The organism is Streptomyces sp. NBC_01717 (assembly GCF_036248255.1).
Lineage (GTDB): Bacteria > Actinomycetota > Actinomycetes > Streptomycetales > Streptomycetaceae > Streptomyces.
Map to the genome: position 1 here is coordinate 334,430 of NZ_CP109179.1, position 12,282 is coordinate 346,711.

Here is a 12,282-nt window from a genome sequence, read left to right on the forward strand (position 1 = left end):
ACATTACCCACAAACACGATTCCCGTGAGGGTCGAAGCCGGGCTCTACCTCACGGCAGGGCAGGGGGACCCTGAGTACAACACGCTAGTCGGTGAGTTGGTGCCTGACCGCGAGGTCATGACTGTCTTCGCGGACGGCGACGCGGCACGCCCTCGGGAGCGTCGGTCGCTTCAGACGCTCCTTGACGGTCTCGACCCCTCGTTGCTGCCAGGGATGCGGCTGGTCATGCGCTCGGCAGCTGATGGCGGCAGGGGCTCTTTCGCTCAGATGCTGGCCAACCGCTACCGGGTGAGGATCAACGTCGCCACGACCGAGTCCCTGAGAGAGACCGTTGCCCGGAAGGGGCAGGCACAACTGAGGTGGAATCCCTTCCGCCCTCTGACCACAGCACCTGAACCCATCCGTTCAACCGGGACGAGTGCGATCAACGCCTCATGGAGACCAGCGCCCGCCTCATTGACTCCAGCCATTGCCAAGGCTTCAGCAGTGCAGCCGGTCACGGACAATGCCGAGAGCCTCCCCACTACCGCCCGATCGGCACGTGAAGGACCAGCCTTGGCACCTGAGGTATTCGGAGGGCCCGGGGTCCGTGCCATCTCTGGTGTGCACCCGATACCCGCCGCTACATCGATTCCAGCCGCGACAACCGTGGCGATGCCGGCGGAGGAACCGCAACCTCACGCTGAACCGGTGGTCGAACCCAGCCCGCGGGCGACCGCCGAATCGACCCCAGGAGCCGATGCAGTCGGCCCCGGGCCGGGCCATGCGCAGCGCAACCTACCGCCACCCACGCCTTTGCCGGTTCCGCGGGTCGAAGGAGACGGGGTTGATATGGCAGTAGCTCCCATTGCCGCCCTCTTGACCCAGCGCGCGCCGAACGACGACGCCGCAACGCTCGGCAATGGATCTGGCACCGACACTCGGTCCGTGGGAAACCCTCCCCCGCACAGAACCCCGGACACACAAGGGACCCGCCCGGCTGGCCCGCATGTCCCGGCGGAGCCGGAGGAGCCACAGTCGGCCCCGGTCGTCAGCGAACCCGACCCAGCATTGAGCATGCGACCAAGCCGGGATCCGGAGCAGGCCGAGCCCGCACCCTCCCTCACCCTCCTGGTCCGACGCACCGACCGAAGTACGGACGAGGAACGACGAGGTTGGCGAGATCTGATCGGCCCCCGGTGCGACACCCACCTCATCGCTGTCAACCATGTACTGGCACAGCACCCCGCCCTGCGCGGTGCGCTGTCCCGCAAGTCGCTTAACGGTGTCACCTCGGACCTTGCCGCCCTGCGCTCGTATCTGGAGGGCGATCTGCCCGGCATAGAGTTCGCCCTACGCGAACAGAACCCGCAGATCAGGGATGCTGCGGTGTGCGTGGTGTCCGGGCTCCGGATGCTGCCGGTGCACAGTGGGATCGCCTATCGGACGGCGCAACTCCCCGCTTCCGCACTCGATGTGTACATCTCCGGCACCACCGTTGTCGAGCCCGGATTTGTGGCCGCTACCATCCGCAAGGCCATCTTCGGCGGGAATGTCCTGTACGCGATCTGGAGCCGCACTGCGAGGCGCACGGCAGTGATCGACCGCACCGGGACACCTGATGAGGTCCTCTTCCCCGCCGGCGCAGAGTTCTCCGTCCTCGCCGTGCAGCCCTGGGCCGATGGCTCCGGCCGCCTTGTGATGCTCGACGAGCGGATACCCGAGGCACGTCCTGCTGAGGGCCATGCCGACAAGGGCGACAGACTTCTGGAACGGATGCGTAGCTGCGCCTCCTTGGTCACTGTCGGGCCCGAGGACCTGGCCGACGCGCCGGAAAGACACCGTCTTGCGATTGGCCTCGACGAACGCAACCAGCTCGTTCGGCGAAGCTGATCGCTCGCCCTCGACTGGGGCGCGAGCATCGGTTCGATCGCAGAACCACTTCATAGCGCCTCTGTGTGTCAAGCGGCTTGATCGAGGTGGGTGCGTTGGTCGCGTTTCATGATCCGGTAGACCACGTTGGACAGGCGTCGTTTGAGGGCCCTGCGGGCTTCGGACGGCGTCTTCCCCTCACTGATTTTGCGCAGGTAGTAGTCCTGCCCGCGCCCGCCGTCGCGGATCTGGCAGATGGCGATGGTGTGCAGAACCGAGTTCAGCGCGCGGTTGCCGCCGGTGTTGAGCCGGCGGCGGACGTTGTTGCCGCTGGAGGCGTCCAGGGGTGCGCTGCCTGTGTAGCTGGCGAAGTGGTGCTCGGTGGGGAAGCGGCTGATGTTCCCGATGTGGCCGATGACCTTCGCGGCCAGCACGGTGCCCAGGCCCGGCAGAGTGGTCAGCGTGGTGCGGGTCGCAGCGACGGCCTCGCGCATTTCGGCTTCGTTGTCCTTGACCTGCCGGTCCAGTCTGCGCAGGTCGGCCAGCAGGTCACGGGCTATGTCCCGGCGGCAGTTGTCGGTGGCCGTGACCGGTCGGATGCCCTTCATCAGGCGGCGGCCTTGTCGGCCGACAGCCCAGTGGGTGCTCCGCCGTGCAGGAGATCGCGCAGGACAGCGTGGAGTCGGTCGAGGACGCGGGTGCGTTCGTGGACCAGGTCGTCTCGGCGCTCGGTCAGCAGTCGCAGGATCGTGGTCTGATCTTCCTGGGCCACGGGGCGCAGGTCATGACGGAAGAGGGCGGCCTGGGCAACGTGGAGGGCGTCCTTGGCGTCGGTCTTGCGGTCGCCGCCGGTGGCCAGCAGTCGGGCCCGAGCGGAAAGGGTGGAGGGCACGTCGACCACGTTCTCGCCCGCGGTGGCCAGCTGTTGGGCGAGCGAGCGGCCCAGGCCGCCGGCACCCTCGACCGCGAAGCGACGGTCGGGCCATTGCTCGCACCAGCTGGCGGATGGCGACGGCGATGTGGGATGACTTGTGGGGATCGACACCGATCAAGATCACAGACTGCTGCCCTTGCACTCGATGAGACAGGAAGGAGAGTGCGGTGGGCACCCTGACTTGAAGTCACTGCGTCACCTTCATGCCTCTGTCGAGCCACACCGCGCGGGTGTCGGCCGGCGCCGGCACGCTATCAGTGAGCCAGCCCGAGGGCGGCAAGGAGCACTGCGGGCCCATGCCGGCCGACACCCTGGACGCTACGGCTGCAGACCGAGCGTCTGGGGTCGATTCAACAAGTCAGGAGCCCAATTTTCCATCAGAGATGCCGGATCCTATGAAACTCCCGGGAGCCTCGCTCAAGAGCATCCACGCGTCCCGCGGCGACGATGCGGACGTCGTATCAGCTCGTAACACGATCACGATCGGTGTTTCTTGAGGCGTCTCCAGCAGGTGAGGCCGCATGCCAACGAGACAGGTACATAGTGGAGTTCGGTTCGCCGTTCCCAGCGGACGGCGAGGTGCTGGAACTGGTGGAGCAGGGCGCAGATCTGCTCGACGACGTAGCGGAGCTTGCCCAGGCCCTTGATGTTCGGGGCGCCCTTGCGGGAGATGAGCCTGCACGAATGGTTCAACGACATCGACAGCCCGGTCCCGCGCTTCCTCATCCTTGATCAACCCTCGCAGGCCGGACTCCCCTACGAGACTCGCGGCGGCGGGTTCGGATCCGCCCGCGCCACGCTCCTCAATCCCTACGAGGCGATCCACTCCAGCATCGAATCCCTCGCCGGTTTCTTCCAGGTCATCGTCCTTGAGCATGGTGACCTGGAGATGAAACCTTCCGCAGTGCTGTTCATGCACGATGGAGGCGCAGCAACGGCGAGGAACTCGTCCCTGAGCACTAAATTAACTACGACTCAGGCGAGTGACCTGGTGGGGCAACTAATCAGCGCTGTACGTGAGGCAGAGGCTTGCTGCAAGGTAAGCCAGCCCGTGACATCTATGACGACAAGCAACGCTCGGTGGCCAAGATCGTGAGACAAGACTCTGGCTGGCCACGGATGAGACAGCCGAGGGCCTCCAGGTCAGGCCATCGGCTGTGGTCATGAGAATCGAGAATCCACACTCTGCTCCGCAGGAGTCCGTCTCCTCTCCGTCCTGAAGGGCGGAGTGTGATGCGGGTCAGGTGGGGCGCACCACTGCATAGACCGGCATCGCGTGCAACGGCTGCACCGTGACATTGCGGCCCGGCCGCGGTGCATGGATGACCCGGCCGTCACCTATGTACATCCCGACATGAGCAGCGCCGCGATAGAAGACGAGGTCACCGGGCCGGGCCTCGGATACCGGTACGCGTCGGCCGGCGTTGATCTGACCCCATGTTGTCCGAGGCAGCTCCAGGCCTGCACGGCGATAGGCGTACTGCATGAGTCCCGAGCAGTCGAAGGAAGAGGGGCCCTCCGCCCCCCAGACGTAGGGCTTTCCACGCTGAGCGAGAGCCTCGCTCAGCGCAATCCTGACTCGGCCCGCGGCCGGAACGTGTGCCGAGTGTTCTCTTCTTATCTTCTGCGCTTCCAGGACGGCTTGCCGCTCTGCGGCCCTTCGCTCGCGGGCGAGCCTTCTTTGCTTGGCCTGGGCCTGCTTCTTGCGCAGAGTGGCAGCGGCCTCCCTGCGCGCGATGCTCCGCCGGGCCTCCAGCGCAGCCTCCTCTGCGGCCATATCCCGCCGGGCCTCCAGTGCAGCCTCCTCTGCAGCCGTATCCCGCCGGGCCTCCATGTCAGCCTGTTCTGCGGCCGCGTCCCGCCGGGCCTCCATTGCGGCTTCCTCTGCAGCCGAGTCGAGTGACCGCCGGATTGAGGCACGGTCGGTGCGCGTATTCGCCCGGAGCTTGCTTACGTCGGTATCACCCCTATGGCCATCAGGTCTTGGCGGGGCATCACCGGACTGCGGCGCGGCAGTGGCAGTGGCAGTGGTGGCCATCAGGACAGCCACGGATACAGCCACGCGGGGAACTCTGATCGACACCATCGGGACCGCCTTCTTTCCAATTCTGCAGCTTGGGAGGACCTACGTAGACGAGACGGAACTGGTTCAGACGGCCCTGCCCGGAGATCCACACCGATCGCCGCGCCGTAGACGTGGCAGCACAGCCGGTCGTCGCTGGTCGGGACGTCCGGACGGCACCAGTTGGTGATGTCCACGGCCAGCACGATCCGCCCGTCGGCGGACTTCGGAAGTGGCAGGCCGGCTAGCGTGCAGCGCAACGGCGTCGGCTCCAGCCAGCCCCGTTCCAACGCGGTATACAGGGCCTCGTGGCCCCGTCGGTGCTCGACCGCCAGGCAGAGTTCGACCAGGGTCTTCACCGGCCCGTCCGCGCACAAGATCGCGTCGGTGAGCTCGAAGAGCGCCTCGGCACGGCTGTACAGGCAGTAGCAGAAGTCGACGCATAAGCGGGACAACGCGCTCATTGCCTCGCCTGCGGGCGCGTCGACGGGGAGACTCATCGTCAGCGGCCGTTCCTTCATGCCTCGTTACTCGACATCTCGAAGCGTGAAGAACGGCCGCGTCGCGTGCCGCACGAGTCCTGGGATCTGAGCAGGTCGAGTAACCTGCGATGTTAAACGCCAAGCAGAGGAGGATGGACAGAGGTCTGCCGCAGCCAAGGTGGATTTTGATGGCCAGGCCTCCTCGGGATTGACCGAGGGCATGATCGTCCGGTTCGTCCTGCCGGTGGTGCCACAGGGTGCCTGGCTCACGTTGCCCGGTGCAGGGTCTGGCGCGGTTGCGTGCGACCGCGAAGTTCAGGCTGGGCGACCGTGGATGAGAAGCCATCGGCGGATCACGCAGGATTGCCGGCCGCCCGGTTTGAGCTACATTGCATATTCTGCGCACATTTGCTTCGCTCGATCATGCGCACGGATGAAGAACTCGAGTTCAAGTTGGGCTCGCATGTCCATCCGTACCGCGAAGGGGGCAAGCTTCATAGCATCGGCTATTCGAAGTTCGTCCCACCCTCGGCGGTACAGGCCCATGACTACCGCCGACCGTTCCAGCACGTCGACTTCGACGATGTGGCCCGCCGCAACTCTCTCGATCAACTGGTGATCGAACTTTGGTAGGGCAATTGCTCGGGAGCTCAGGCGCCTTCGCTCTCGCGGGGTGAATCCAGCCCAGATCCCCTCCTCTGCATCGAATCGGATCGCCTCCGTCAGGCAGTTAAGCCGAACGGGGCAGGCAAAGCACACTTGCTTGGTTTCCATCACTTGCGAGTCGACAGCAGGACCGAAGCCATCGGGGAAGAACATGGACGGATCCGATCCAGCACAGAGGGGCCCGGCCGGTTCTGCAGGCACGGCGCCTGTAGCCGCGAGTCCACGCACGTCGCTGTTCGGAAACATATGGTCGTGTGTCATTGGGGCACCTCATCGTGGGAGGGCGGCAGTCGGACGTTTGACACGGTTGCAAGACAGGAGCAGCGTGGGGGGCCGTTTTCTGTGGAACGGACGCAACCAGAGGAAGATGACGGGAACCGAAGGACGGTCGCGTATTACCCATACGCATCGGGGCCCGGAGCGGTTCACGACCTTCGAATAGGCCCTGGAAGCTGCTGTGCGCGGCGTGTCAGGGCGCCTGAAGGGCCGTTGTCCCATCGATCAAGTTGCCCGCTCTCCCCTGGTGAGACGGGAAACCGTTCCTAACGAGTGCGTGAGTGAGTCTTCGACCCACTGCTGCGTTCGGGTCGCATCCCGAACGGGTTTGGATGTGCTTGGTTCCAGGGGGCCGGTCCGTGGTGGGTGGGCGGGTTCCCTCACGCCCCTGGTCGCCTGGTGCGGCCTGGGCGGTCCGATGCCCCGCACGATCACTCCGGTCGTGCGGGGGCGGTGTCGCCCGTCGCCGTATCGCGTGTCCGAGGGCGCGTCGTCCGATCGCGATGCCGGCGGCATCGTGACGGGACATCTTTCGACGTGGGGTGGCCAGTAGTTTCTGCCAGTGCTGGGCACCCCACAGGCCGGTGTAGGCCGGATCCGACCGCGACAACGCCCAGACCGTGCCCGGCGGCCATCGACACCAGCCGGGCCTTGAGTTTCCCGGTCGGGATACCGGAGATGAGCTGCCGGAAATGCTTCCTGCTGCCGTGCTTCTCGCGGGTCTTCTCAGGCGTGAAGGCGAGGTCTTCGATGCCGATCGCGGCGACACCGGCACGCACCGCCCAGTTGATCAACCGGGTCAGCGCGTGGCGGATCTGTGCGTCACGGTGACCGGCCGAACCGGACAGGTCGTAGCCGAAGCGGTGCGGCCCGCCGACGGGGTTGCCGTGCCGGTCGAGCCGGTAGGCAGCGAAATGGTCCGCGTTGGTGTCGACACCGATCATCCCCGAGCGCGGGCGGTCTCCAGCGGGACGGTCTGCACGGCGGGGCGTTGCCAGGAAGCGGTGAGGCACCAGCGGCCGCGCTGCGTGTCGAGGTGGATGCGGTAGGCCACCGCCCGGTTCGCAGTGATGCGGTCGGCCCACTCCGCACCCCGGTGCGCGAACCCGATACGGCCGGTGAGGGTGTACCGGCCGTGCCCGGTGCTGGCCAGGTGCGCGACCGGAACGGGCAGCTTGATGGACACTTCGCCGTCCGGGGTGACGCGGATCGTCTCGTTCCCGAACCGCTTCCCCGACTCACCATCAGCAGCAAGGAACCAGCGTTCCGCCTCCCACCGTTCCCGCCACTCGTCTTCGGTGAGACCGGCCTGGGCGAGGTGGTGGCGGGTGTTCAGGGAACGCTTGCCGCCCCGCACCACCCGCAGCCGTCCGGCCTGCCAGTCGGCTACAGCCGCGGCGTGCCGCGCCTCGAGTGCCGCGAGGCGGCGGGACTTGCTAAACCACTCGTTCTTCGACCGGTAGCCGCGCGCTTGGTGCCCTTCTCCCCGAGCGGGAGGGACAGGCGGTGCCGCAGCGTCCTGATCCCGGCCGCCAGGTTCTGGATATGCGCCGCCTGGCAACGGCGCGCCGGCGCCCACTGATCATGCGTGGCTCTTCGTGATCGCACCCGCGATCCGCGACGACGACACCCCGGTCAGTTCCCGCTTACGCGCCGCCCAGGTGTCCGCATTGTGCTCCAGATCGTCCGCGCAGCGGGCCTTGAGATCACGGGAAGCCAGCGCACCCTGATGCGCACCGACCGCACGCAGAACCACCTCGTCCTGGGACGTGAGGTGCTTGAGACGGTCGCGGATCGCCACCCCGCACGGGCCGGGCACCACGAAGGAGGCCGCCAGTTCCCGCAAGTCACCCACCCCATCCCCCCGGGGCTGTACACCTGTCACCCAGCCCAACGAGCACCAGCCACCAAGGTCACCCATTCGACCCCAGAACCCCCGTTCCCACGTCCACCAACCCACCCACAGGGCTCACTCCCGCTCACCATCACTCACTTCATGCAGTAAACCGACAGCAGCTCGCAACCCCACACCTTACGAACTACAGCTGCTGCGCCTGCCGGAATAATAGTGTTCGTTCGGCCAGCATGATTGCACGCTCAGGCAATTCATTGAGACGTGCTGCTTCGCATATGGCCGACCGAGTAGCCGGCGGGGGCGGTTTCGGTCACTGAGCAACTGGCTCACGGCAACGTTCCGGTTCTGCCTGACCAGTAGAACTGTGCGAGCGCGGCCAAGTCGCCCCTACGGAACCTCACTAAGAGTTGTGAGTAGCTGGCCTTATCTGAAGGTGTCTCCAGCACTGAATAGTTACTGACTAGTTGCCCTTAAGATCGCACGCGGCCCGCTGGCGCCTGACTCGTGTCGTGCAGCAGGGGCCGGTGATCATTGTCGTTGATCTTGCGTCTTTGAGTCACAGATATTTTGTCTTCTCATACCCACAGAAAGGCTTCGGCCCTGAGATTTACATCCGAGCAGAGAATAGGTCATCTGCTGAGCTGGGCGGCAGAATGGAATGAGAGCGGTGAGGGGAGAAGCATGTGGTCCTACTCCCTGAGCCTAGGAGCCTCGCATGCCCTTCTAAACGATTCGCTCAAAAATGCAAAGATCACGAACCTGCTTACCCCTGACGAGCGTAACTTGATAGATGCAGCACGAAAACTGGCAGCGCAATCGGGACGCTCACGGAACAATGCCGTTAAATGCCCTCCGAGTTGAGGACGAGTTTGTCCGGGATACGCGTCGCCAACAAGCCCCCGAAGCGCGAGTTCAACCCCGGCGAAAGGGGCTACTGAACTTGAATAGGTGATGTCGGGGTCGGCTGCCCGGCGGGAGTTGCCCGCCTCGCGGGGCTATGGGTGTTGCCGGGCAGTCCATCGGGAGGATCTTCCCGTGAGCCAGCTCCTGCCGCAGCTACCGAAGCCCGAGTTCGTCTTGATCACCATCGAGACGCCACCCGAGGCGCGCACCCATATCGCTGTTGATCTCAGGGAGACCGGTATCCCAGGTGGGTTGATCGGATACGAGTACCGGCCACCGAGCGAACCGGTGTGCTTCGGGGGGATCGGTGAACGGGGGCTGGTCGCCACCGCGACGAGTGGCCTGTTCGGACGTATCGCCGTCGACGTGGCCAGTGGTCACGTGGTGCAGATCCCCAGTGTCGAGTCATCGACGACCCATCACGTGAACTGCGACCTCGACTCGTTCAGCCGATGTATCGCAGCCGTGATCGCACGCTTCCCGTTCTATGCGGAGGGCAACGAGGAGAGGTTCGAGGAATGGCGGAAGAACTGCGCGAGCTCGTCTCCGGCATCGACGGGACCGCTCTCGCGGACAACGGGTTCTGGGAGACCTTCTGCGACGACGTGGCGATCGGAGACTATGCGGACTGGGATGCGTGATCCGGCCGTCCAGGCTCAGGCCGGTGGCAGTGATGCAGCAGTCGACGAGGGCAGGGCGGTACTGGATCTTCTTGATCCGACGTTTCACGGCTCTGGTGATCTCGCCGAGGTCCGCAGCGGCCAGGTTGCCCAGGTCGCGCTTCACCAGCGCCCAGATGCCCTCGGTCGGATTGAGGTCAGGGGCGTAAGCCGGCAGTTGGAACACGGTCAGCCAGCGGCATTCACCTCGATGAATTCCTTCATGCCGGCGGTCAGATGGAGGCGGACGTTGTCCCAGACCAGCACGATCGGGCCCCCAAGCTGGATCCGAGCGCGGACGACCAGGTCACGGAAGTCCCGCCATCCGAAGCCCTTCGGCTCATCGTTGCGTCCGCGATACTCGCGGATCGCATGGATGAGCCGGGACCGCCGGCCCGGCTTGAAACAGGCCATGCCCGCCATCGACACCCGCCCGGAGCCCCGGCCACGCACCCGTACAACCGGGGTCTATCCGATCCGACCCCAGGTCCTGGCACGCGGCGGAGTCATCGACTGCCCGGCCTCGTCGCTGAGTAGGCCCGGGGCGCGGTGCCGGGATTGCTCCCGGCCCGTCTCCCCGGACCTCTCGCCGAACCCGCCGTGCCTATTACTAGGCAACGGGCTCTCCACGGTCTCTGCCGTCAGGTGGTTGCAGTGGTCCAGGGGTTGGGAATCGTGTTGCCGCGGTAGCGATACCGGGTGACCGGGATCGCGCTGATCTTCCGCAACTCGATCTCGCCCGCGCTGATCGGCCGCCACCGCCCGGTGGGGGTGGTGAGCCGTCTGCGGACGTCCGTCCAGTTCCAGTGATGCCGTTCTTGCAGCAGCCGGATGACTCGCCACCAGACGAGGTTGTCCAGGTTGCTGAAGGTGCGCTTTGCGACGGCATGCCTGAAATAGTTGGCCCATCCGTGCGTGACCTGGTTGAGGTTCACCAGGACCACGGCCAGGTCCTGCTGCGATGTTCTGTGGGTGAGGGTACGGATCTTCGCCTTCACCGACCGGGCTGGCCGGTCGGCGATGAAGGTGTAGACGTACCACTTGTCCGTTCCGCGTTTGCGGCGCCACTGGATGTGAAACCCCAGGAAGTCGAACCCCTCGCTCAGGTGCACCAGTTGGGTCTTGGCTTCCGAGAGCCGCAACCTCATCGGTGCGAGAACCTGGGCGATCTCCTCGCGCAGTGCCTCGGTGTCCTGCCTGGTCCCCTTGACCAGGACGACGAAGTCGTCCGCGTAGCGGACCAGCCGCCACGAGGGCAGACCCTTGGCACCCCGTCGTTCGCGCCGACCGCTGGTGGACAGCTCTCCGTCTGGTTCCCATGCCCGGTGCAGGTGCTCATCGAGCACCGACAGGGCGATGTTCGCCAGGAGCGGGGAGATGATGCCCCCTTGCGGAGTGCCGGTGAATGTCTCCTGATGTTCCCCGAGCTCCGTGAGGAGACCGGACTTCAGGAATGCCTTCACCAGTGCCAGCACCCGCTTGTCCTTGATCCTCATCCGGACGCGGTCCATCCTCACCTACGCAGGCGGCGTGTTGAGTGTGTTCGACCACACGATGCTCCTGCTGGCCGATGCCGGCTTCGATGCGAACGAGTTCGCCCGGGACGTCCGGGCCACCGACGCCCAATTCCCGGTGCGCTCCTCCGCCCGCCGGATACGCACCGTGCCTAAGCTTGACTCTGTCGGGGATCTTGGATGGTCGGGCTCAGCTGCCGAGGGTTCGCCAGGACTACGGTCGGGGGATCTCGTTCTGGTCCAGGAAGGTCTGGAAGGCGGTCGGCGGTCTCGGTGAAGAAGCTTCGTCGGTCACTGACCGCCCACGTTCCGGGCGCTCTCGTGGGAACTGGTGCACCGAGGGCGGTCCGGAAACGGCTGGCACTGGTTCTTGTTGAACCGCGCCACGATCAGGGGTGCCTCGGTGGGCGAGGAGGCCGGGTAGGGGCCGTGCCAGCCCTGGCTGACCTGGCCCCGGGGGCAGGTGCCCGTCGGCGGTCGAAGCCGATGTGGAAGTCGTCCCGGTCGAAGCCTTCGTTCCTGCGGTGCTGACGGGTGGGGTTGCCCGGCAACGGCCCGCTGACGGCGACCTGATGTTCGCGGGCGGCTCGTTCCAGGCGGACCAGAGAGGTGTAGCCGCCGTCGACCAGGTGCTCGGCCGGCAGCAGTCCGCGACGCGCCAGGCGGGTGTGGATGCCGGGCAGGGACTGGCCGTCGTTCGCGGCGGCCGAGGTGGTGGCCACGTCCGTGATCACGTTGGCGGTGTCGGAGGCACACGTCTCGGTGGCATGCGCAGCGAATCCCTTCCAGCTGATGATGTGTCCGTGCCGCACGTAGCGCGCCGTGGTGTCGTAGGGGGAGACGATCGCCGAGGAGGGTGGCAGACCGCCGTCGTCGGCAGTGCGCCAGCGCAGGCGGCCTGCCGTGTTCACGGTAGTAGTTCTGCACGACGATCTGCCGCAGCACCTCGGCCTGTGGTCCGGGCCGGTAACCCGATTCGTGCCGGTAGAGGCGTTGCAGCAGTCGGCAGGCGTCGTCACCAGCGGCAAGGATCCTGGTTTTGGGGCGGGTGGGGTTCTTGCCCAGACGGACCGGACGGCC

The 12,282-nt window shown here is 65.6% G+C and carries 10 protein-coding genes and 4 pseudogenes; 4 read left to right on the forward strand and 10 right to left on the reverse strand.

Annotated elements, in window-relative coordinates; translation table 11 throughout:
* The first annotated feature begins 1,056 nt into the window (after positions 1-1,056).
* On the forward strand, positions 1,057-1,872 hold the full coding sequence (locus OHB49_RS43400) for a hypothetical protein (RefSeq protein WP_329167101.1): 816 nt from the start codon (positions 1,057-1,059) through the stop codon (positions 1,870-1,872).
* Positions 1,873-1,940: 68 nt separating this feature from the next.
* Here the strand turns inward: OHB49_RS43400 and OHB49_RS43405 are convergent, their stop codons facing one another.
* From OHB49_RS43405 to OHB49_RS43415, 3 genes are all read right to left on the reverse strand, one after another.
* Complete coding sequence (locus OHB49_RS43405) at positions 1,941-2,459, reverse strand: transposase (RefSeq protein WP_329167102.1); 519 nt, start codon at positions 2,457-2,459, stop codon at positions 1,941-1,943.
* A complete protein-coding gene (locus OHB49_RS43410; protein WP_329167103.1) occupies positions 2,459-2,896 on the reverse strand; it encodes an IS110 family transposase in 438 nt (145 codons plus the stop codon). Before OHB49_RS43410 ends, OHB49_RS43405 begins: the two co-directional genes overlap by 1 nt.
* A 366-nt stretch (positions 2,897-3,262) precedes the next feature.
* Positions 3,263-3,484 (reverse strand): hypothetical protein, encoded by a 222-nt coding sequence (locus OHB49_RS43415; RefSeq protein ID WP_329167104.1) that lies wholly within the window; start codon positions 3,482-3,484, stop codon positions 3,263-3,265.
* On the opposite strand from OHB49_RS43415, the gene OHB49_RS46055 reads away from it, so the two are divergent.
* On the forward strand, positions 3,456-3,881 hold the full coding sequence (locus tag OHB49_RS46055) for a DUF3732 domain-containing protein (protein WP_443079718.1): 426 nt from the start codon (positions 3,456-3,458) through the stop codon (positions 3,879-3,881). The genes OHB49_RS43415 and OHB49_RS46055 overlap by 29 nt on opposite strands.
* A 144-nt stretch (positions 3,882-4,025) precedes the next feature.
* On the opposite strand, the gene OHB49_RS43420 is transcribed toward OHB49_RS46055, so the two are convergent.
* Entirely contained in the window at positions 4,026-4,658 is a 633-nt protein-coding gene (locus OHB49_RS43420) for a C40 family peptidase (RefSeq protein WP_329167106.1), read from the reverse strand.
* 313 nt (positions 4,659-4,971) lie between these two features.
* A pseudogene (locus tag OHB49_RS43425) lies at positions 4,972-5,311 on the reverse strand (transposase); the annotation flags it as partial.
* Positions 5,312-5,659: 348 nt separating this feature from the next.
* Between OHB49_RS43425 and OHB49_RS43430 the strand changes: the two are divergent.
* Positions 5,660-5,962 carry a hypothetical protein gene (locus tag OHB49_RS43430; RefSeq protein WP_329167108.1) on the forward strand — a complete coding sequence of 101 codons (303 nt, stop codon included), beginning with the start codon at positions 5,660-5,662 and terminating at the stop codon, positions 5,960-5,962.
* Between the two features lie 30 nt (positions 5,963-5,992).
* Here OHB49_RS43430 and OHB49_RS46060 read toward each other — a convergent pair.
* Both OHB49_RS46060 and OHB49_RS43435 read right to left on the reverse strand, forming a co-directional pair.
* Positions 5,993-6,256: pseudogene (locus tag OHB49_RS46060) on the reverse strand (WhiB family transcriptional regulator); the annotation flags it as partial.
* Positions 6,257-6,464: 208 nt separating this feature from the next.
* Positions 6,465-8,126 (reverse strand): annotated as a pseudogene (locus OHB49_RS43435) (IS200/IS605 family accessory protein TnpB-related protein).
* A 1,421-nt stretch (positions 8,127-9,547) separates the two neighbouring features.
* On the opposite strand from OHB49_RS43435, the gene OHB49_RS43440 reads away from it, so the two are divergent.
* The gene (locus OHB49_RS43440; RefSeq protein WP_329167109.1) at positions 9,548-9,670 is read left to right on the forward strand and encodes a hypothetical protein; all 123 of its coding nucleotides are present in this window, start codon (positions 9,548-9,550) and stop codon (positions 9,668-9,670) included.
* 4 nt (positions 9,671-9,674) lie between these two features.
* On the opposite strand, the pseudogene OHB49_RS46065 reads toward OHB49_RS43440, so the two are convergent.
* The 3 genes and pseudogenes from OHB49_RS46065 to OHB49_RS43455 form a co-directional block, all read right to left on the reverse strand.
* Positions 9,675-10,225: pseudogene (locus OHB49_RS46065) on the reverse strand (transposase); the annotation flags it as partial.
* A gap of 104 nt (positions 10,226-10,329) precedes the next feature.
* Entirely contained in the window at positions 10,330-11,184 is an 855-nt protein-coding gene (locus OHB49_RS43450; RefSeq protein WP_329167111.1) for a reverse transcriptase domain-containing protein, read from the reverse strand.
* A 407-nt stretch (positions 11,185-11,591) separates the two neighbouring features.
* Positions 11,592-12,113 (reverse strand): hypothetical protein, encoded by a 522-nt coding sequence (locus OHB49_RS43455; RefSeq protein ID WP_329167113.1) that lies wholly within the window; start codon positions 12,111-12,113, stop codon positions 11,592-11,594.
* Between the last annotated feature and the right edge of the window lie 169 nt (positions 12,114-12,282).

Coding starts and splice junctions, on each gene's coding strand:
- OHB49_RS43400 (WP_329167101.1), top strand. CDS start 1,057: ATGCGACCAAGCCGGGATCCGGAGCAGGCCGAGCCCGCACCCTCCCTC.
- OHB49_RS43405 (WP_329167102.1), bottom strand. CDS start 2,459: ATGAAGGGCATCCGACCGGTCACGGCCACCGACAACTGCCGCCGGGAC.
- OHB49_RS46055 (WP_443079718.1), top strand. CDS start 3,456: ATGAGCCTGCACGAATGGTTCAACGACATCGACAGCCCGGTCCCGCGC.
- OHB49_RS43415 (WP_329167104.1), bottom strand. CDS start 3,484: ATGTCGTTGAACCATTCGTGCAGGCTCATCTCCCGCAAGGGCGCCCCG.
- OHB49_RS43420 (WP_329167106.1), bottom strand. CDS start 4,658: ATGGAGGCCCGGCGGGACGCGGCCGCAGAACAGGCTGACATGGAGGCC.
- OHB49_RS43440 (WP_329167109.1), top strand. CDS start 9,548: ATGGCGGAAGAACTGCGCGAGCTCGTCTCCGGCATCGACGGGACCGCT.
- OHB49_RS43450 (WP_329167111.1), bottom strand. CDS start 11,184: ATGAGGATCAAGGACAAGCGGGTGCTGGCACTGGTGAAGGCATTCCTG.